16 protein-coding genes and 3 tRNA genes are annotated in these 18,767 nt (G+C 60.4%); 14 read left to right on the plus strand and 5 right to left on the minus strand.

Translation table 11 applies throughout. The features are described from left to right. Positions 1–184 precede the first annotated feature (184 nt). Positions 185–2,812 carry a M28 family peptidase gene (locus ABCN07_RS03585; protein ID WP_343005400.1) on the plus strand — a complete coding sequence of 876 codons (2,628 nt, stop codon included), beginning with the start codon at positions 185–187 and terminating at the stop codon, positions 2,810–2,812. Here the strand turns inward: ABCN07_RS03585 and ABCN07_RS03590 are convergent. The 5 genes from ABCN07_RS03590 to ABCN07_RS03610 all read right to left on the minus strand — a co-directional run bounded on the left by ABCN07_RS03590 (position 2,787) and on the right by ABCN07_RS03610 (position 6,651). Beyond that, positions 2,787–3,584, minus strand: coding sequence for a class B sortase (locus tag ABCN07_RS03590; RefSeq protein WP_343005401.1), 798 nt, complete (start codon positions 3,582–3,584; stop codon positions 2,787–2,789). The genes ABCN07_RS03585 and ABCN07_RS03590 overlap by 26 nt on opposite strands. A 138-nt stretch (positions 3,585–3,722) precedes the next feature. Further along, on the minus strand, positions 3,723–5,036 hold the full coding sequence (locus ABCN07_RS03595) for a hypothetical protein (RefSeq protein ID WP_343005402.1): 1,314 nt from the start codon (positions 5,034–5,036) through the stop codon (positions 3,723–3,725). Further along, positions 5,023–5,322 carry a hypothetical protein gene (locus ABCN07_RS03600; protein WP_343005403.1) on the minus strand — a complete coding sequence of 100 codons (300 nt, stop codon included), beginning with the start codon at positions 5,320–5,322 and terminating at the stop codon, positions 5,023–5,025. The genes ABCN07_RS03595 and ABCN07_RS03600 overlap by 14 nt, the downstream gene beginning before the upstream one ends. Next, complete coding sequence (locus tag ABCN07_RS03605) at positions 5,319–5,945, minus strand: hypothetical protein (protein WP_343005404.1); 627 nt, start codon at positions 5,943–5,945, stop codon at positions 5,319–5,321. The genes ABCN07_RS03600 and ABCN07_RS03605 overlap by 4 nt, the downstream gene beginning before the upstream one ends. Before the next feature lie 43 nt (positions 5,946–5,988). Beyond that, positions 5,989–6,651: a hypothetical protein gene (locus ABCN07_RS03610; protein WP_343005405.1), complete on the minus strand. Its 663-nt coding sequence runs from the start codon at positions 6,649–6,651 to the stop codon at positions 5,989–5,991. Positions 6,652–7,180: 529 nt separating this feature from the next. Here ABCN07_RS03610 and ABCN07_RS03615 point away from each other — a divergent pair. The 13 genes from ABCN07_RS03615 (at position 7,181) to ABCN07_RS03675 (ending at position 18,587) form a co-directional block, all read left to right on the plus strand. Continuing rightward, positions 7,181–7,255, plus strand: a tRNA-Gly gene (locus ABCN07_RS03615). A 138-nt stretch (positions 7,256–7,393) separates the two neighbouring features. After that, entirely contained in the window at positions 7,394–8,674 is a 1,281-nt protein-coding gene (locus ABCN07_RS03620; protein ID WP_343005406.1) for an aminopeptidase, read from the plus strand. Between the two features lie 88 nt (positions 8,675–8,762). Then, a tRNA-Lys gene (locus ABCN07_RS03625) sits at positions 8,763–8,838 on the plus strand. 147 nt (positions 8,839–8,985) lie between these two features. Then, positions 8,986–10,332, plus strand: a complete 1,347-nt coding sequence (purB, locus tag ABCN07_RS03630; protein WP_293814918.1) for an adenylosuccinate lyase — start codon at positions 8,986–8,988, stop codon at positions 10,330–10,332. 98 nt (positions 10,333–10,430) lie between these two features. Continuing rightward, positions 10,431–10,700, plus strand: a complete 270-nt coding sequence (locus tag ABCN07_RS03635) for a TIGR03905 family TSCPD domain-containing protein (RefSeq protein ID WP_293814920.1) — start codon at positions 10,431–10,433, stop codon at positions 10,698–10,700. 9 nt (positions 10,701–10,709) lie between these two features. Further along, positions 10,710–11,948: a twin-arginine translocation signal domain-containing protein gene (locus tag ABCN07_RS03640; RefSeq protein ID WP_343005407.1), complete on the plus strand. Its 1,239-nt coding sequence runs from the start codon at positions 10,710–10,712 to the stop codon at positions 11,946–11,948. A 157-nt stretch (positions 11,949–12,105) separates the two neighbouring features. Then, positions 12,106–12,825, plus strand: coding sequence for a response regulator transcription factor (locus ABCN07_RS03645; protein ID WP_293814923.1), 720 nt, complete (start codon positions 12,106–12,108; stop codon positions 12,823–12,825). Positions 12,826–12,835: 10 nt separating this feature from the next. Next, the gene (locus ABCN07_RS03650; protein WP_343005408.1) at positions 12,836–14,476 is read left to right on the plus strand and encodes a HAMP domain-containing sensor histidine kinase; all 1,641 of its coding nucleotides are present in this window, start codon (positions 12,836–12,838) and stop codon (positions 14,474–14,476) included. A 261-nt stretch (positions 14,477–14,737) separates the two neighbouring features. Further along, complete coding sequence (locus ABCN07_RS03655) at positions 14,738–15,634, plus strand: phosphoribosylaminoimidazolesuccinocarboxamide synthase (protein ID WP_293814925.1); 897 nt, start codon at positions 14,738–14,740, stop codon at positions 15,632–15,634. Then, positions 15,621–16,259 carry a hypothetical protein gene (locus tag ABCN07_RS03660; protein WP_330029604.1) on the plus strand — a complete coding sequence of 213 codons (639 nt, stop codon included), beginning with the start codon at positions 15,621–15,623 and terminating at the stop codon, positions 16,257–16,259. The genes ABCN07_RS03655 and ABCN07_RS03660 overlap by 14 nt, the downstream gene beginning before the upstream one ends. Positions 16,260–16,360: 101 nt before the next feature. Then, positions 16,361–16,436: transfer RNA gene (locus ABCN07_RS03665), tRNA-Arg, on the plus strand. 148 nt (positions 16,437–16,584) lie between these two features. Then, positions 16,585–16,815 (plus strand): hypothetical protein, encoded by a 231-nt coding sequence (locus ABCN07_RS03670; protein ID WP_343005409.1) that lies wholly within the window; start codon positions 16,585–16,587, stop codon positions 16,813–16,815. A gap of 2 nt (positions 16,816–16,817) precedes the next feature. Continuing rightward, positions 16,818–18,587 (plus strand): DUF262 domain-containing protein, encoded by a 1,770-nt coding sequence (locus ABCN07_RS03675; protein ID WP_343005410.1) that lies wholly within the window; start codon positions 16,818–16,820, stop codon positions 18,585–18,587. Positions 18,588–18,767: the final 180 nt, after the last annotated feature.

Below are 18,767 nucleotides of genomic sequence, written 5' to 3' on the forward strand. Positions count from 1 at the left end.
TTATTGCCTGCTATTTGCGATGATTCTGACTCGCCATTTTTAGTTTCTTGTCACGGGCCCTTGAGCACTTACCGTGCAGGGATGCCGCATATGATGCCCCCGCTCTGCGAAATGTGCAGGCAGACGTATACTCTTGACCAACGATTGCAGGTAGCGGCGCTACCGCTATTTGGAAGGTGAACGGATGAGCGTTACGAAGGAATATCTCGAGTCCCTCGACTCTGAGGTTGGCATTGCACCGGCTAGCAGCCAAGAAGAGCTTGATTGCGCGCAGTATCTGGCGGGGGTCTTCTCCTCTCACGGTATCGATCCGCAGATCCAGGACTTCACTGCGCCGTCGTTTGGCTATCTGCCGTATGGCGCTGTGATGGTGCTTCTGTTCGTGGGAGTCGTGCTCGCGGGGCTTGGCCAGGTTGCCACGCTCGCCGTCGGTATCATTCTCGTGCTAGCTTCCGTGGCTCTGCTCGTCATGACTTACAACGGCAAGGACGTTATCTCGAAGGCGAGTCCGCGTTCTCATAGCCAGAACGTCGTCGCCCTTCATAAGGCTGAGGGGGAGGGCAATTCGCGCAACCGCCCCATCGTGGTCGTTGCTCACTATGACACGCAGCGCCTCGACCTCCTTTCCCGCCCCGAGCTGGCCGTGGTCAAGAAGTATCTTGCCGTTGCCGCTCCGTATACCGTCTGCGTTACCGCTCTGTGCGTCTTCGTCCAGCTCCTGGGCTTCCTTCCCGAGGCTGCGCGCCGTACCTTCTGGGTTATCGGCATCATCGCCGCTCTTCCTATGCTCCTCTGGGGTATTGCCCTCATCGCCTCTCGATTCCTTCCCTATGCTGCCGGCGGCGTTGACAACAAGTCTTCGCTTGCAGCCATGCTTGGCGTGCTCGATCGTGTGAACCCCGTTGCCGGGCGTCCTGCCGCCCCTTCCGAGTCCAAGTCTGATGAAGCGGAGGAGGAGGGTGCTCCCGTTCGCGACTCTGCCGTTCGCCCGGCTCGCCGCGAGCCGGCCATGCGCCGCGAGGTCGAGGAGGTCATCGGTGCCCGTCACGGCGAGACCATCCTTCGTGAGCTTGGCATCCTCCCTGAGGATTGCGACATCACCTATATCGAGCCCGAGGTTCGTCTCGTTCCCGTTGATGAGCCCGACATCGAGGAAGGTCTCGACCGCATCACGGACCCCTCCGCCACGTCTGATCTTCCCCTTGTATCCGAGGATGAGGCCATCGACGTCGCCCAGAGCGAAGTTGAGGCCGCCGACGTTGTCCAGGCCGAGGTTGACGACGATGCCGCGGTTGATCCTGGCGCAACGGCACCGATGGAGGTCGTCGCCGAGGAGGCTGACCCGGATGCCACCAGGCCCATGCCCGTGGTCGACGACGCTCCTCGCATTGATGCCGCCGAGGTTTCCCTTGACCCCGCGACTCTGAATCAGCTCGAGGATGGCGAGAGCGTCTCCGAGGGGCCGACCGTCGAGAACGATCAGTCCGGCATCACCAATATGGCCGAGGAAAGCGACGAGGACGCCGCCGAGGCAACGCGTCCCGAGCGCCCGCGTCCCTCCGCGGTCGATGATCCGGAGTGGGGACACAGCACGTATGTCCCCAAGGCGCATCCCGCCGCTGGTAATGTCGCCCGCCGTGCTGCGCTTTTCGACCTTCCTGACCCCCTTGCGAAAGAGAACGACCCCTTCGCTCCCCCTGCTGAGGCCGCGCCGGCTGCCACCTATGTCGCTCCCGCGACGGTACGTCTCGATGACGACGCCGACGCCACGCAATTCGTCCCCGCGAATCAGGCGGCATCTCGTCCCGTTGCTGATGACATTCAGGTGCTGTCCGCTCCGGTCGAGAGCCATCAGGAACAGCCCACTCGAAAGAAGCGCCTGGGTGGACTCTTCGGGAAGAAACGTCGCCAACAGCAGGAGTCCATGTCCGAGTGGCTCGGTGTTGACGAGGACTATGATGCCAAGGCGTCTGGCGAAGGCATCGGTTCCTGGGATAACTTCAACGACGACAACCTTGAGCACCATGGCGGTGGCTACAAGGGCGGCGCCGCTCTGAACGTCAACCTTCGTGGCCTCAAGGACAAGATTTCAAGTCTTCGTCCGGGTGACGTTGCGGGGGAAGCCGAGCAGTCCTCCGACGAGGAAACGCCGCTTGACGATGCTGCGGGCCTTGACGTCATTCCTGGCGAGAATCCCGTCGCCGAGGCTCCGCAGGAGCCCGAGAACGCCGATGACTCTTACGAGCCCGAAGCGTATGACCCCGAGGCTCCGATGCCCGAGGTTCCCGTCAAGTCCATCGAAGCCATCAACGAAACCAATGTTGATCGCAAGCTTCGTGATGCGATTCTCGCGATGAGTGATGATGACCTCCGTGCTCACGACATTTGGTTCGTCGCGACCGGTGCTTCCGCGCTTGGCCACGCTGGCATCAAGGACTTCATTGCCAAGAACCGCAAGTCGCTTCGTGGTGCGTTCGTCATCAACCTCGAGTGCGTTGGTGCCGGAGACCTCACGCTTCTCACGAATGAGGGTCTCGGTGCTCCCCGCCGTGCAGACCGTCGTTTGGCGAGACTGATTTCCTCCGTCGCTTCTGACCTCCATCTCGATTTGGGCCAGCTGTCTCGCACCTGGGCCGACACCGAGGCGACTCCGCTCATGCGTAGCCACCTCCGTGCCGTCACGCTCATGGGCCTTGGCGACAACGAGCTCCCCGCCTTTGCCCACACTGCGGATGATGTCCCGGAGAACGTGAATCCTGAGCAGGTCGAGAACGTCTGCGCCCTCATCATGGAGACGATTCGCCGCTCGTAGGCTGGATCTCGACAAACACGAGTAGCGTCCGATCACGCTGGCCACTTTGTTCTGACGAACAGGTGGCCAGCGTGATTGCTTTTTGGGCGCCAAGACACAACACTCGGGCGTCAGCCGCTCTCGCGGTCGAATCACAGAGGATGCTCGAAAGCCAGTTTCTTAGCTCCGTTTCACTGCATGCATCAAATACCTGTATCTTCTGATACGTTTTATCGACTCTGAGGGCGCAGAAGGGTTTGAAGGTAGATATGCCGTCGGTTGTTTTCCATTCGAGTGTGCCGATGCGGTCGAACTCTTCCTGCTGCCAAGTCTCGGCGATGGGGGAGAACTGTCTTCCCGTTGTTCCCATTCGGTGGGCATAGACGAGCTTTTGAAGCCTCGCATTTGAGCAGCGCCAATCGAGGAAGGGGCAACCTGATCTTGATGAGTTGCCCCAGATGTCATGAGACAGATAGAAGAAGGGGTCGCTTTCGTGCGCTTGTGCGACGGGATAGTCGATGCTTGTGCCGTTGACGCGCAGCCATGCCGCAGCACCGTCTGGTAATAACGGCTTTGCCGTGCTGCCGTCGCTGGACTCGCTTTGATACTCTTCCGCTACTCGCCCGTATCTCCATTCGGTTATCTCGTCTGCGGTGACTTCATGCGTTCCAAAGACAACCAAGACCAATCCGGTCAGCAGCAACGTGATAGAGCACGCAAATCCCGCGATGCTTGGCAAGTCGAGCGCAAAGCCCGTGTCGCTGAGCGGGGTCTTCTTTCGCCCCATTTCCATTCGCTCTCCCGTCTGGCGAGAAAGACCAATGCGTCAAGCTCCACCCTCCTGTCTGGCGAGAAAGATCAACGTTCAAGCGGCTCGCGGTGCGGAGACAAGGAGGTGTGCCACCTTGCCGCCCGCCCGCGAGCCGTCGGCTCACGATGCTCGCTCGAACGTGTAGGAGATTGAGCAGAACTCAACGGGCCCCGTCGCAGCCTCCTGGACGCGCTGTCTCCACTCGCCCGTGCCAGAGACGTTTGAGATGCTGAGTGCGAGCTCCTTGCTTCCCGATCTTGCGATTTCGAGGGTTGCCCCCGGTTTATCCCCTCCATCCCACGAGTGGATGACTTCGCCCGCGTCGGAGAGCTGCCAAGAAGCATCGCTGGGCGTCCCGGTCGTTTCGATTTGCGAGGCCTTTACGTCTACGACGGATAGGTTCTCGATGACGTAACCGCCGGGAACCGCCACCGTGCCGTCGGAGAGAATCCTGCAAGGGAGCAGTGAGGGAACCCTGACGGCTATGGTCGGGCTGTACGTTGCGGTTACGGTCATGTCCTTGCCGACCGACGAGAAGTCCTCGCTCCAACCGTCGAAGTGCCAGCCATCGTGGCTTGGCGCCTCGGGAGATGTGGCCCCGCTTCCCTCGTCAACGGTCTCTTCCCCGAGCTTGTCTCCGGTGACGCCGTCGATGAAGGTAACGGTCCAGATCTTCTGGAACTCAGCCGAGATCGTGTGGTCGCTCGTGACGTTCGAGAAGGTGTAGGTGTCTCTAGCCCCCACGGATTCACCGTCTACGAGCACGTCCTTGATGCGCCAGCCAGGCGAAGGCGTGATGGTGTACTCCTTTGAGTCCCCTGCTGATACGAGACTATGCCCTGCCGGACTAATCGAGCCGCCCGCGCTTGCCTCCGCGGAGATGCGATAGGGGATATCGATGTAGAAGTCCCAGCCCGCTACTGTTCCCGCCGAATCACGGAAGATGTTCTCGACCGATGTGATGTGGTGGCTTCCTCCACCACGCACTGCGAAGCTGGCCTTTTGGGAGATTGAGTCTCCTTTATAAGCCTTGGAATTCCAATCGGGCCCGATGTAAGCGCATTGTGTGCCGTTGTCATAGATGGTCTTCGTCGTTGTCCACCAAGCGCTGCCGTTCTTGCAATAGATCTCCGTTTTGATGTCGACCTGAACGGTCCCCTCGGGATTGGCGTCTGGATGGATGTAATAGGCACATGTCTGGATAGCCGTGCCACCCTCGCTGCGCTTGACCTCAACCCATTTGCCGGTTGGCGAAGACTGGGCTCTCGCGGGGGCGCGTCTCGGGAGAGGCCCCGTCTGCTGCTGGGGGAAGGTGACTACCACGTCGTCGTCGAGCACCTCGATATCGTCTGCCAAGGCAGCGCTGGGTGCGGAGATCATCGCGAGACACGTTACCGTTGCGAGTGTGACGAGGACCTTCCTAAGCCTGCGCATGGTGCCTTCTCCTCCTTCCCAAGTAGATCATCAGCATGAGCGAGATGGCAACGAGGACGGCACCGACGGTGATGCGTCCCCACACCCCGCCTCCGGAGCCAGTCTGTGCGAGGACGCTGGCAGGACCACTCCAAATCTCGGGAGGGGCGGTGACACCCCTCAAGGTAACGTCGGTGCTGCCTTCTGAGGCGAAAGCGACTCTTGGGGCGAATGCTAGGTAGGCGAAGATGCTGCCAAGCAGCTTTTGGGCGATGGATATGGTGCGCCTCGACGGCTTACGGCTCATGACGTTGCCTGTTCGCCGGCGTGGGCGCCAGGGGCAAGGGTGAAGGTGACGGTGCCGATGTGGACGGGCGAGGAGATGTCCGTGGCTACTCGCCCGACGGTGCCGGAGGTCTCGAGCTTGATGTCGTCGGTTTCGACCGCGTCGCTCTGGTAGGTCATGTTCCACTGGGGGCTCGTGATGTCGATGCCGCCATCCGTGGCGGCAGCGGCGGCACGGACGGGCGCTCCGGTAGGCCCGAGGGACCAATCGATGGAGTCGTCTGCGGCGGAGATATCCTCCGTGTGGTTCCATCCGTTGTTGGAGGTCACCTTCACGTTGGTGACCTTGAGGCCGTAGGCGGAGAGGTTCTCGATGCGCGTCGCGTCTGCGGTCGGGCCGGTGAGCGTGCCGTCGGAGGCGGCTACAAATGGGATGACGGTAGGCACTTTGAAGCGTAGGTTGCTGTCATCCGCCTGGACGGTCACCTTGGTGTTTCCGGTGTTGCCCTCCGCTGCGATTGCCGGTATGGGAGCGAGCACGGCAAGGGTCGCGCCCGCCGCGGCGGTCACGGCGAGGCGTCTCAACGCCAGGCGCACCCACTGCCGGCAGAACCTCTCCTCAGGACGTGTGTCTCGTGCGTTCATTCGATCTCCTTTCGTTGTGTCGGGGGAATCCCCGCTGACGGCGTTAGTTGGTGGCAGGCTTCGTGCTGGGCGCGGACGCCCCGGCGCTTGAGTCGATTGGTTTTGTGGTGGTCGTCGCTGAAGCCGTCGCGTCCGTGGCGCCGGGCGAGCTGACTGCCGCCTCGCTGGCGCCGGGCGTCTCTTCGCCTGCGTCGAGGTTCGTTGCGGGGATGACTTCCACCTCGATCGCGGTGGGCGACCCGTGGTCTTCGAGGGTTTCCGTGTCGAGAGCCTGAACCTCGACGCGAGCAGTGCCCTCCTTCACCTTGGGTGCTCGCACGGTCTCGATCCGCTCCCCCGGCATGAGGGGATCAGACTCGTAGACGCAGGTGTCGCCTTGGGTTATGACAAAGCGTTGGGCAAACTTGTTGTCGCCGACGTTTTCGAGGCCAACTTGCAGCTCATGGCTTGATTCGTCGAGCTTGAGGTTGGGGAGCACACTCACCGTCATCATGTTCTCGGCGACTTCGCGGTCGAGTTCGGCCTGGATCTCCTCACGGCTCTGCCCCTCTCGAGCCGAGGTGAGGAGGGCTCCAGTGCCAAAGTCGATCCCGCTTCCAAGAACGACGGCAATCGCTGCCCCCGCGCACGCGACAAACCCCGCTACCAGGATCGGCCATCTCCGACGGGGCTTCTCCTCCGGCAGGCGGAACTGCCCCGCCCTCATTACGCCGCCTCCGTGGTTGGCCGTGGCGATGCAGACGCTCGCGCCCGCCCGCCGCCGCCCAGTGCCTGGGCGCGGCCCGCATGACCGGGACCAGGGAATGCGCCGCCCCTCATCTGGTCAGCGCCGCGCGACCTAATCGTGCGGACAATTCTCGTCCGTGATCTGCTCTTCGTCGTTTTCATCTGCTCCTCCCTTTCGCGTTGGTGGAAGGAGCATAGGGAGGGGACCTGACAAGAATGGGTATGCCTGCCGACAGGATTCTTACCGAGCAGCTACGGGATGAGGTGAATTCTGCGGTCGTAATGGGCCGGCGGTAAACGTTGGCGTTTGGCCCGCGAACGGCATTAAAGGCGGCCATGTTCCCGCACATCCACAACCGCTTCATTCCTGCGGCGCCATATTGATTGTTGAAAGTCGGAAAAGGCCAGGTCAGACGGACGACATGGCATCACGCCTTGCTGCCAAGCGCCCTCTTCTCGCGCCTGGTGCTCTCCCCGCGGACGCTTGCTGTGTTAGAATCATCCGGCATGCGGGCATCGCCAAGTGGTAAGGCAACGGCTTCCCAAGCCGTCATTCGCGGGTTCGAATCCCGTTGCCCGCTCCATGAGAGACAGGGCCCGGCGCACGCGCGTCGGGCCTTTTTCGTGCCGGTTTGAGACGGCGGCCGTTGGGTACATCACAAGACGCGTGGTTGGGTGCACAACATTCGCGTGTCTCCACGTGCCAAGTCGAAAGGAATTCCATGAGCGACATCCCCATGAGCGACGCCGAGTGCGCGCTCTCCATGAAGCGCCTTGAGCCTCGTCAGCGCCTCTACGCCCAGCTCCTCGTGCGCAATGGCGTGAACATCCAGCCCGGTCAGGAGCTCGTCGTTTCCGCTCCTGTCGAGGCCGTGGACTTCGTCCGCCTCGTCGTCGCCACCGCGTATGAGATGGGCGCTGGCCACGTCACCGTCATCTGGGGCGATGACGAGCTATCGCGCCTCGAGTACGATAACTGCCCGCTCGAGCGGTTCAAAAAGCTCCCCTCCTGGAAGGTCGAGCAGATGAATTCGCTCGCTCGCGAGGGTGCGGCGTTCCTCTGGCTTGATGGCGAGGATCCGGACGCTCTCCTTGAGGTCAATCCCGCGAAGCCGGCTGCCCGTTCCGCCGCGTCGCATCGTCAGTGCACGGAGTATCGCCACGGCCTCGACTTTGGCGAGAACTCCTGGTGCATCGGCGGCGTGCCGGTCAGCGCCTGGGCGCACAAGATCTTCCCGAGCCTTTCTCCCGCAGAATCCATGCTGCGTCTTTGGGAGGCGATCCTCGAGACCGTCCGTATCGTCGACGAGGACCCGGAGAGCGCCTGGGAGACTCACGACGCCACCCTCGTCAAGAACAAGCGCCACCTGAACGAGGCTCACTTCGACGCGCTTCGCTATGTTTCGGAGAATGGTACGAACTTCACCGTTGGCCTGCCTGCCCGCCATGTTTGGGAGGGCGGTTCTGCCAAGACGAAGGATGGCGTGAGGTTCTTCCCCAACATGCCCACCGAGGAGGTCTTCACCTCTCCTGACCGCAACCGTGCGGACGGTATCGTCCACTCCGCGCTTCCGCTCGTTCACAACGGCTCCGTCATCCGCGATTTCTGGCTCAGGTTCGAGGGTGGCCGCGTGGTCGAGTTTGGTGCCGAGCAGGGCGAAGAGGTCCTGCGCCACATCATCGAGACGGATGAGGGATCCCGCCACCTGGGCGAGTGCGCGCTCATCTCGAAGAACACGCCCATTCGCCAGAGTGGCCTGCTCTTCTATAACACGCTCTATGACGAGAACGCCAGCTGCCACCTCGCCCTGGGCATGGGCTTCCCGGATTGCTATGAGAACGGCGTCAACATGGACAAGGAGTCTCTGCTCGCGGCTGGCGTGAATGACTCCGCCACCCACGTCGACTTCATGATTGGTGCTGATGACCTCAACATCTTCGGCATCACCGCTGATGGCGAAGATGTTCCCATCTTTGACCACGGTCAGTGGAGCTGGGAGTAGCGAGTTCGGGGTGATGGTTGACCAGTTTCCGCGAGGACGCGCCGTCAGCTCATCATGTGTCCGCTGTATCAGCTAGAATCATGCAGACGCGCCGTTAGCTCAGTTGGTAGAGCAGGGGACTTTTAATCCCAAGGTCCAGGGTTCGATCCCCTGACGGCGCACCAAGACAGAGTCGCAGGCCGGAGTGCTCGGGCGCTCCAGCCTGCTTTCTTTTGCGCAGTTGGCGGCATGTGCCCTTCGCGCGGTAGAATCAAGTAGTTGTGCAGATTCGTCGCGCGTCGCGACGCAGGCCAAACCCTTGGAGGAGCCGCATGATCGACCGTTATACCCGTCCTGAGATGGGCCACATCTTCTCGCTTGAGAACAAGTACGCCATCTGGCAGGAGATCGAGGTCCTCGCCTGCGAGGCCCAGGCTGAGCTTGGCAAGATTGGCATCACCAAGGACGAGGCCGCCTGGATCCGCGACCACGCCAACTTCGAGAAGGCCAAGGTCGACGAGATCGAGGAGGTCACCCGCCACGATGTCATCGCCTTCCTCACCAACATGAAGGAGTATATCGACGCCGACGTCCCAGCTGACGCTCCCAAGCCCAGCCGTTGGGTCCACTATGGCATGACCAGCTCTGACCTTGGCGACACCGCCCTCTGCTACCAGCTCACCCAGGCCTGCGACCTCATCATCGAGGACGTCCGCAAGCTCGGCGAGATCTGCAAGCGCCGTGCCTTCGAGGAGCGCGACACCCTCTGCGCCGGCCGCACCCACGGCATTCACGCCGAGCCCATGACCTTCGGCATGAAGTTCGGCTCCTGGGCCTGGGAGCTCAAGCGCGACCTCGACCGTCTCGTCGACGCCCGCAAGAACGTCGCCTTTGGCGCCATCTCCGGTGCTGTGGGTACCTATTCCAGCATCGACCCGTTCGTCGAGGAGTACGTCTGCGAGCACCTCGGCCTCGTTCATGACCCGCTGTCCACGCAGGTCATCTCCCGCGACCACCACGCTTACCTCGCTGGCGTCCTTGCCACCACGGCTGCCACCTGCGAGCGCATCGCGACCGAAGTCCGCAACCTCCAGAAGACCGACACCCTCGAGGCCGAGGAGCCGTTCCGCAAAGGCCAGAAGGGTTCCTCCGCCATGCCGCACAAGCGCAACCCCATCACCATGGAGAAGGTCTGCGGCCTCTCGCGCATCGTCAAGTCCAACGCCCAGGTCGCCTTCGACAACGTCGCCCTCTGGCACGAGCGCGACATCTCGCACTCCTCCGCGGAGCGCGTCGCCCAGGCCGACTCCTTCATCGCGCTCGACCACATGTTCCAGTGCCTCATCCGCGTGATTGACGGCCTGCAGCTCTATCCGGCTCGCATGATGGCCAATCTCAACAAGACCCGCGGCCTGATCTTCTCCTCCAAGGTGCTACTCGCCCTCGTCGACACGGGCATCACCCGCGAGGAGGCCTACGCCATTGTTCAGGAGAACGCCATGGCTACCTGGCATGAGGTTCAGGACTGCGTCTCTGGTCCGACCTTCAAGGAGCGCCTCGAGGCTGACCCGCGTTGCACCGTCAGCGACGAGAAGCTTGACGAGATCTTCGATCCGTGGGACTTCCTGACTCGCATCAACGTCGTGTTCGACCGCCTCGAGCAGCTGTCCTTCGAGTAAGCTCGGCCTCTGCGAAATTCTCGCGCGTGAACCCTCCCGTCAGTGGGGATACTGGCGGGAGGGCTATTGATAGAAATTGACGAAACATGGAGGGGAACGTGTTCACCTACGACTTCCGCCCGAAGGGCGTCTGCTCCCGCATGATTCACATCGCGCTTTCCGATGACGGCTCCACCATCGAGCAGGTTTCTTTCGAGGGTGGCTGCAACGGCAACCTCAAGGCCATCTCCAAGCTCGTTGCCGGTCATCCGGTCGAGGAGATCTCCAACATCCTTGCTGGTAATACCTGTGGTCCGCGCAAGACCTCCTGTGCCGATCAGCTCACGATTGGTCTGCACGAGGCGTCTAAGGCTGCCCGAGAGGCGTAGGGGACCATCTTGTCCATCCTGCCCAAGAGCATATCCCGTCGCGGCTTTCTCCGCGGGACCGCTGCAACCGCTGCCGGTGCGGCGGCGATTTCGGTGCTTTCGTCCTGCAAGGGTTCTGACACTACTGATGAGAACGATCCTATCGTCGTGGAGTCTGGGACCGCCACGTACGTTTTGGGGTCTGGCGACATTGAGGGAAAATACCAGGAGGCTAGTGAGGGCGCGGGCACCGCGTCGCTCGCGGAGGCTGGTTCCTGGAATCTCCCCCTCGGCTGTGTGCTTCGTCCCTCGGAGGGATCATGGAAGCCCTATGTCATGCCGGGCACCTCACCTGCTGCCATGACCTCCGCGGGTGCATTCTCGATTGCAAGTGGCGCCAATACGGTGTTCCTGTCAGCGGCGACCGCTGGCGGCAATTACGTCATTTATGACGCGCAGTGCTCGGACTCCGTGTATGCCTGGATTGAGTTCGACGTCGTCACTCATGACTGGAAGCTCTTCGCGGCCTCCCTTACGGATGGCGGTCTTGGTACCGCCTCGGCCCTTTGGCAGGCGGACGCAAACTACGACCCTCCGCTCATGTGTTGCTCGGGAAAGAACGTGATCTGGCTCGTCATGCCTTCAACAGGCGGAAGCAACACGTCGGAGCCCTCCTCCTGCTACGTCTGGCAAGCTGGCGCGAGCTCTGCCGACGAGGTCGTTCGTTCGCAAGGCCGCTTCGGTTGCGCTCCGTCGGTCTCCGATGGCAACGTCGTTCTTGTCCCGCGTGTCCGCGTGAACGAGGGGCGCTATTACGGCATCACCGCCTATTCGCTCGAGAGCAACTTGTCTAACCAGGTGGCGCAGCTTGTCCTGCCCTCCTCTGTCGCGCCGCTCTCGGCCGTCTACATGGGGGGACAGTTTGTCTTCTCCATTGAGAAGAACTATGGCGGTAGCACCGGCCTGCTTGGTTCGATGGGCACGTATATCGGTTCGGGAGATGGCCCGTTCATCGCGCTTCCGCGCGAACCGGTATCCGTGGTTGCGGGCAAGGGCGGCGTCTACCTTGTGAAGGTCCGCGCCTCGCACCTTATCGTGGATACGAACGCCCAAACGTATGCCACACTCGTGGCCCCCAACCGATGCCTCGACTTTGGCGATTATCCGGCAAGTATGGGCACGACTTCGACCTTCGTGACCTTCGCCACCGTCAAGGACGAGGACACCGGTTATCCCAGCTCTGTGAACGTGAGGGCTTGGACTCTGTAAGCTTGGAAGCACGGTGTCCGTTGCTGCCGGTCTGGCTTGCCTACCCGCCTGCCGCCGACTCGATGTGTGCTAAAACCCTCTTGTGGGGTAGACTGAACCCAGGAATGCCTGGAGCGCATATGCCTCCAGGGCACCAAACAGCTGATGGGAGGCCTTCATGGCTTCAGATACGAAAAAGATCCTGCTTGTCGAGGATGAGAAGAACATCCGCGAGGCCGTCGCGGCCTATTTCGAGCGCGAGGGCTATTGGGTCCGCGCCGTGGGTGACGGCCAAACTGCCGTTGAGGAGTTCGAGAAGCACGGTTTTGACCTCGTCGTTCTTGACCTCATGCTCCCCAAGCTCTCGGGCGAGCGAGTCTGCCGTGCCATTCGCGACCAGTCTGATGTGCCCATCATCATGGTCACGGCAAAGGACCAGGTTGAGGACCGCATCATCGGTCTCGAGCTCGGTGCTGATGACTATCTCGTCAAGCCCTTCTCGCCGCGCGAGCTCGTCGCCCGCGTGCGCGCCCTTCTCCGTCGTGCCCGCACGGAGAACGAGCCCACGGTCGAGGTCCTCGATTACGGTGACCTGGTAATCAACATCTCCGCTCACAAGGTGACCGTCCGTGGCAAGGAAGTTGACCTCACGGCTTCTGAGTTCAAGCTGCTCGTGACGCTCGCCCGCTATCCAGGCCAGGTCTATAGCCGCATGGAGCTCGTGGAAAAGGTCCTCGGCTATGATTTCGAGGGCTACGAGCGCACCATCGACTCTCACGTCAAGAACCTTCGCGCCAAGCTCGGCGACGATCCGCGCAACCCCACCTGGCTCTATACCGTCCATGGCGTGGGTTACCGTTTCGACGCTCCCGAGCCCGCCGCCAAGGACGAGAAATAGCCGGTAAGCAGTGGTTCCCGCCAAGTTTGTCATAGGCAAGCGCATCCGTCAGGATGCGTCTCGCGAGGATGATATCCCCGAGTCCCTGCGCACGAGCGATTCCGCTCGTGCGTCGTGGAAGACGCTGTCGAATCGCAAGTCGCGGCACATGTCATATCGAGCGCGTATGACGCTCATGTTTGCGAGTATCGCGGCCATGACGGCCGTGATACTCGTCGCCGTTCTCGGCGTGAATTGGGAAGCCCAGTTCATGCACTACACGCGCTCAAACATGGATCGCTATGCCGCCGTCATCGCCGATGGCCTTGCCGAGGACTACGATTCCACGACCGGTCTTTCTGGCAGCGCGGTCGATCGCATTGTGCAAGCGTCGTCCATTTCAAGCGAAATCGGCGTGCAGGTCCTCGATGCTGATGGCAAAGTTGTGTATGACGATACCTGGGCGGGCGGTAGTTACGAGACGGCGGTAACACCTGACGCCGCCACTGACGCTGCTGGTTCTGTCGAGGAAGAGGCTTCCACCGTTTCCGCGCCCGCGCCGGCACGCAGCAATGCCGTTTCGCTCGCGCCCACTGACGCCGAGTCCGTTGTTATGCGCGAGGTAAAGCTCGAGGATGGTTCCGTGATCGGCACGGTCCGTCTCTGGGCCTTCGGGTCTGACGCCCTGCTCACCAAGGGTGACGCCGCCTTCCGCACCAACTCCTATAAGGCCGTCGTCACGGCGAGCGTTGTCGCCGTGATCCTCGCCTGCCTCATGGGCGTCCTTGTGTCTCGCAAGCTCGCCAAGCCCGTGAAGTCGATTACATCGACGGCTGCCCAGATTCGCTCCGGTGACCTGACCGCCCGCACGGGAATTGTCGGCGATGACGAGATTGGTCAGCTGGGCGAGACCTTCGACGATATGGCGACGACTCTCGAGCGCGATCTTAAGCTTGAGCATCGCTTGACGAGCGACGTTGCCCACGAGCTGCGCACGCCTCTCATGGCGATGCTCGCCACGGTCGAGGCTATGCAGGATGGCGTCCTTCCCTCCGACGAAGAACATCTCGAGACCGTCGCCTCGGAGGTTCGTCGTCTCTCGCGTCTGGTTTCTGCGATGCTTACGCTCTCGCGTATCGAGAATGGCACCACACCCTTCAGGCCTGAACGCACGGAGATGGTCGGCCTCGTTCGCTCCGTGGTCGAGTCTCAGGAGCAACTCTTCAATGACCGCGGTCTGCGTCTTCGCTTCGACGCGAACGCTCCTCGTGGCGAGCTCTATTGCGAGTGCGATCGAGACATGATTCGCCAGGCTCTTATCAACCTGATGTCGAACGCGTTGCGCTATACGCCCGAGAATGGGTGGGTTGTCGTGAACGTTGGGCAGGAGGGCCGAGACCTCAAGATTGCCGTTTCCGACACCGGCATCGGCATCGCCAAGGAGGACCTTGCCCGCGTCTTCAGCCGCTTCTGGCGCTCAGACGCGAGCCGTGAGCGTGCGAGCGGCGGCCTCGGCGTCGGCCTCTCCGTGACGAAGGAGATCATCGATCGCCACCACGGCTACATCAGCGTCGAGTCTGAGCTTGGCAAGGGCACGACGTTCGTCCTCCACATCCCACGCGAGCAGGAGCGTGGGCACCAGCAGGACGCCAACAAGGGCATGACCGAGTAAATCGTGCGCGTTGGGCGCTGTGGTTAGCTAGTTCTGTGCGGGTGATTGGGCATGCGGGGCGTTGCGCGGCTCATTCTATTTCGCCCTGGCTTATTGTCGTTGTATGGGCGTTCGGCTTGCCGGTTCGATGCTCGGCCCATGGTTCCCCGCTTCGCGGAACTGCCCATAAGGCCCGCTTTGATGTGGCCGCGCACCTGCTATTCCTCTACAATGGATTAGTTTGATAAATGCGGTAACTCTTACGAGAGGAAGCGGTGCTTCATGGCGACCATGGGTATTCGTCCGGATTCGCAGGGCAAGGTTCGCGACATTTATGATTGCGGGGACTCCCTGCTGATGGTCGCAAGCGACCGTATCAGCGCATACGATTTCATCCTCCCGGATGAGATTCCCTTCAAGGGCGAGATCCTCACGCGTATCTCTGCTTTCTGGTTCAACAAGTTTGCGGACATCGTGCCCAACCACATCATCTCGATGGATCCGGCGGATTATCCGGAGGAGTTTGCTCAGTACTCCGATTACCTCCTTGGTCGATCCATGCTCGTGAAGAAGGCCACGACGATTCCCGTCGAGAGCATCGTCCGCGGCTACCTCACCGGTTCTGGCAAGAAGACCTATGACGAGAACGGCACGGTTTGCGGCATCAAGCTGCCTGAGGGTCTCGTCGAGGCCTCCAAGCTCCCCGAGCCCATCTTCACCCCCTCGACCAAGGCCGAGATTGGTGATCACGATGAGAACATCTCGTTTGAGCGTTGCGTCGAGATCGTGGGCGAGGATACCGCCAACAAGCTTCGTGACGCCACGCTTGCCATCTACAACGCCGCCTCCGCGTATGCCGCCACCCGTGGCATCATCATTGCCGACACGAAGTTCGAGTTTGGCTTCATTGACGGCGAGTTCTCGATTATCGACGAGTGCCTCACGCCCGACTCCAGCCGTTTCTGGCCCGCGGAGGGTTATGAGGCCGGTAAGGTTCAGCCCAGCTTCGACAAGCAGTACGTCCGTGATTGGCTCCGTGCCAATTGGGATATGACCGGCGAGCCGCCGCACCTGCCTGCCGAGGTTGTCGCCGGTGCCTCCGAGCGTTACCAGGAGGCCTACGAGATTATCACCGGCGAAAAGTTCGTCCCCATGAAGGAGAGCAATGTCTCAGCGTAGTCCGTTCAACCAGCGCAACATGTCCAAGATCGGCACCGGTGCCGCTAATGCCGATGCCGAGGCCGAGAAGCCCGCTTCCGCAGGCATGGCCCGCAAGTCGCCTAGCTCCGCCAAGCCCGCTCGTGAGGCTGCCGGTTCCGTGCGCGTCGTGAAGCAGCACAAGAACCTCGACGGCTCCACCTCCACCGTCGGCATGACGAAGGAGGAGAAGAAGGCTCAGCGTAACGCCGAGCGCGAAGAGGAGCGCTTCGTTGAGGGTCTCGTCGACTCCGTCATGAAGCTCGATCCGCTGTACAGGAAGTATCGTCGTACGTGGTGGATCTTCATGGCCATCGGCGTCGTGTGCGTCGCCCTCTCGTTCGGCTGCGGCTACATCGACTCGCCCGCTGGTGAGAACATCTTCAAGCTCGGCACTATCGGCGGTATTGCCTCCGTCGTGTTTCTCTTCCTCGCCTATGCGTTCATCATCACGACGATCGTGTGGGAGTTTAAGATGATTCGTCCGCTCCGCAGGACTGCCGAGCACAAGATCTCCAGCATGAGCGACAAGAAGCGTCACGCCCTCATGGAGGAAATCTACGAGGCCGAGGAAAAGCGTCGCGCCGAGAAGAAGTCTGGCAAGTAGTTTGTGTTCCTCATCAGCTCGATAGACCGAAGGGTCCGAGAGCTGTAGAATATTCTTCCGTTCGCATTAGTGCGAGCGCCGCCAATGGCGGGATATAGTCTGCCTTCGTAGCTCAGGGGATAGAGCACCGCTCTCCTAAAGCGGGTGTCGGCCGTTCGAATCGGCCCGGGGGCACCAGACATTCAACAGGCCAGGGGTATCGAGTCCCTGGCCTGTTTCTGTGTGCTTGGGACAAGTTGTCGAACGAGACAATAAACGAATCAAAACCATTCCGAGTTTAGCCCTTAAAATGATTCGAGACCGGAAACGATGTTGGAGGTCCGACATGTCTGTAAACAAAAAGGAGGCCAAGGAGTTCGTTAAGCGATGGCAGAAACGCCTCTCGGCCATTCCCACGGGCTCCAATAACGAGCAGCAGGACACGCAGAAGTTCTGGGTAGACCTGCTAATCAACGTCTTGGGCGTTCCGTCCAACACCATAGATAGCTTCTTTGGCTTCGAGCGCGAGGCCCGCGGCCATCTCTTCAACCTGTACGCTGAGAGGCTCGGTGAGTGACGGTGTCGAATTCCATCTATAACCCCATATCGCTAGAGGTCGGCAACCTGCTGAAAGACGTGCAGACGGGTAAGATTGGCCTGCCTGACTTGCAACGACCCTTTGTATGGGGCAACGACAAGGTCCGTGACCTTCTCGATTCCATGCTTCGGGGATATCCCATCGGTTATGTGATGTTGTGGGACTCTCCGAGCGATGACGCTGGAAAGAAATCTGTCATAGGGTCGAATCAGAAGACCTACACCGTTCCGAAGTCCCTCGTCATCGACGGGCAACAGAGACTTACCGCCCTTCTTAGCTCGCTGTATGGTGTGCCCGTGCGCGACAAGAATTTCAAGGAACGTACGGTAAGAATCGCCTATGACCCTATTGCTCGCATCTTCAAGAATGCTGATGCTTCGACCGAGAAGGATGCGCGTTTCGTGCCCGACGTGTCTGAAACTTTTGGGGCGAACCACGATAACAGGCTGAGTGCCTATCGCAGGGCGTTCATCAGGCGTCTGAATGAGTCGAATGTCAAAAAAGGCGAGCCTGAGCTTGATGACGATGGTGAGGATGCCGTCGAGAGTGGACTTAACGCGCTGCTTGGCCTTGAGCGCTACTTGCTACCGACACTGGAGATATCCGAGTCTGCCGACGAGGAGACCGTCTCGGATATCTTCGTGCGCGTAAATTCGCAGGGACAGGCCCTCAAGCAGGATGACTTCATTATGACCCTGTTGTCGGTCTACGAGCCCGCCATGAGGGGACGTATCGAAGAGTTCTGCGCCATGAGCCATGCGCCCGCGAAGGGCACCTCGTATAACCCGCTCATGACCGTCTCGCCGACGCATATCATTCGCGCGACGGTCGGCGTGGGCTTTAAGAGAGGCCGTCTGCGCTACGCCTACCAGATTCTTAGAGGCAGAGACCTCAAGACAAAGGAGACCACACCGGAGACGCGAGCCGAGAATTTCGCCACATTTGGGCAAGCCCTCGATCTCGTTCTTGACTTGAACAACTGGCACGCGTTTATTAACACGCTTGCGGAGTCGGGTTACGTCTGCTCGGAACAGGTTGGATCGGGTAACGCGCTTATGTTCTGCTACGCGTTCTACCTTATCGGACGTTACGAGTTCAATATGGAGCCGCTTGCTGTGCGCAGACTCGTGCGCCGTTGGTATTTCGCCGCTGCCATCACGGGGCTCTATGTTGGATCCTTCGAATCCGAGTTTGAACAGCAACTCAACGACGTCTTGCGACTCGGGAGCGCTGAAGAGTACCAGGCGTATTTCGACCGCAGGCTCGCTGCCATTATGACGGACGACTATTTCTCTATCACCCTGCCCAATGCTCTCGATGCCAACGAGGCGACGGGCCCGACCTGGTGGGGTTTCGTCGCGGCACAGGTCGTGCTTGGTGCCAAGGCTTTGTTCAGCACGGCTCCGTTGTCCCAGCTCCTTCTTACAGGCTCATCGGGCTCAAAGAAGGCATTGGAAAAGCATCACCTGTTCCCGGACAACTACCTGAAGTCCAAGGGTTACCTCTCGCAGCGGAGCAACCGAGGCAACTTTACCCTCGTGGACTACCAGAACAATATCTATATCTCAGACGATACCCCGAGCGAGTACGTCAAGAAGTACCGCGGCGCGCTGGGGGAGGACGAGTATCGTCGCAACTGCGAGGAGCATGCCTTGCCTTTCGGTTTTGAAGACCTTGACTACGAGGAATTCCTTAGCAGACGTAGGCAGCTTATGGGCGAGCTAGTGAAAAAGGCATACGAACAGCTTTAGGCTTGTGGCGTTGCGTGGGGTTTCCTGTGGTCCCAAGACAACTCCAGTTTGGTCATTAATGCCTTAGCGAGGCCATAAAGAAAGGTGCCCGACGTTCGCTGAGTGAACTGCGCCCCGAATCTTGGACGGGTTAATTAAAACGCGCGACTAAACCGCCATCAAGGACTGGCTTCGGAACTC

It is taken from the genome of Collinsella sp. 1033st1_E11_1033SCRN_220408 (genome assembly GCF_039062465.1).
In the GTDB taxonomy this organism is placed as follows: domain Bacteria; phylum Actinomycetota; class Coriobacteriia; order Coriobacteriales; family Atopobiaceae; genus Parolsenella.

Excerpts from the sequence above, each read along its gene's own strand:
- ABCN07_RS03585 (WP_343005400.1), top strand. The coding sequence starts at position 185 with ATGAGCGTTACGAAGGAATATCTCGAGTCCCTCGACTCTGAGGTTGGC.
- ABCN07_RS03590 (WP_343005401.1), bottom strand. The coding sequence starts at position 3,584 with ATGGAAATGGGGCGAAAGAAGACCCCGCTCAGCGACACGGGCTTTGCG.
- ABCN07_RS03595 (WP_343005402.1), bottom strand. The coding sequence starts at position 5,036 with ATGCGCAGGCTTAGGAAGGTCCTCGTCACACTCGCAACGGTAACGTGT.
- ABCN07_RS03600 (WP_343005403.1), bottom strand. The coding sequence starts at position 5,322 with ATGAGCCGTAAGCCGTCGAGGCGCACCATATCCATCGCCCAAAAGCTG.
- ABCN07_RS03605 (WP_343005404.1), bottom strand. The coding sequence starts at position 5,945 with ATGAACGCACGAGACACACGTCCTGAGGAGAGGTTCTGCCGGCAGTGG.
- ABCN07_RS03610 (WP_343005405.1), bottom strand. The coding sequence starts at position 6,651 with ATGAGGGCGGGGCAGTTCCGCCTGCCGGAGGAGAAGCCCCGTCGGAGA.
- ABCN07_RS03620 (WP_343005406.1), top strand. The coding sequence starts at position 7,394 with ATGAGCGACATCCCCATGAGCGACGCCGAGTGCGCGCTCTCCATGAAG.
- purB (WP_293814918.1), top strand. The coding sequence starts at position 8,986 with ATGATCGACCGTTATACCCGTCCTGAGATGGGCCACATCTTCTCGCTT.
- ABCN07_RS03645 (WP_293814923.1), top strand. The coding sequence starts at position 12,106 with ATGGCTTCAGATACGAAAAAGATCCTGCTTGTCGAGGATGAGAAGAAC.
- ABCN07_RS03655 (WP_293814925.1), top strand. The coding sequence starts at position 14,738 with ATGGCGACCATGGGTATTCGTCCGGATTCGCAGGGCAAGGTTCGCGAC.
- ABCN07_RS03660 (WP_330029604.1), top strand. The coding sequence starts at position 15,621 with ATGTCTCAGCGTAGTCCGTTCAACCAGCGCAACATGTCCAAGATCGGC.
- ABCN07_RS03670 (WP_343005409.1), top strand. The coding sequence starts at position 16,585 with ATGTCTGTAAACAAAAAGGAGGCCAAGGAGTTCGTTAAGCGATGGCAG.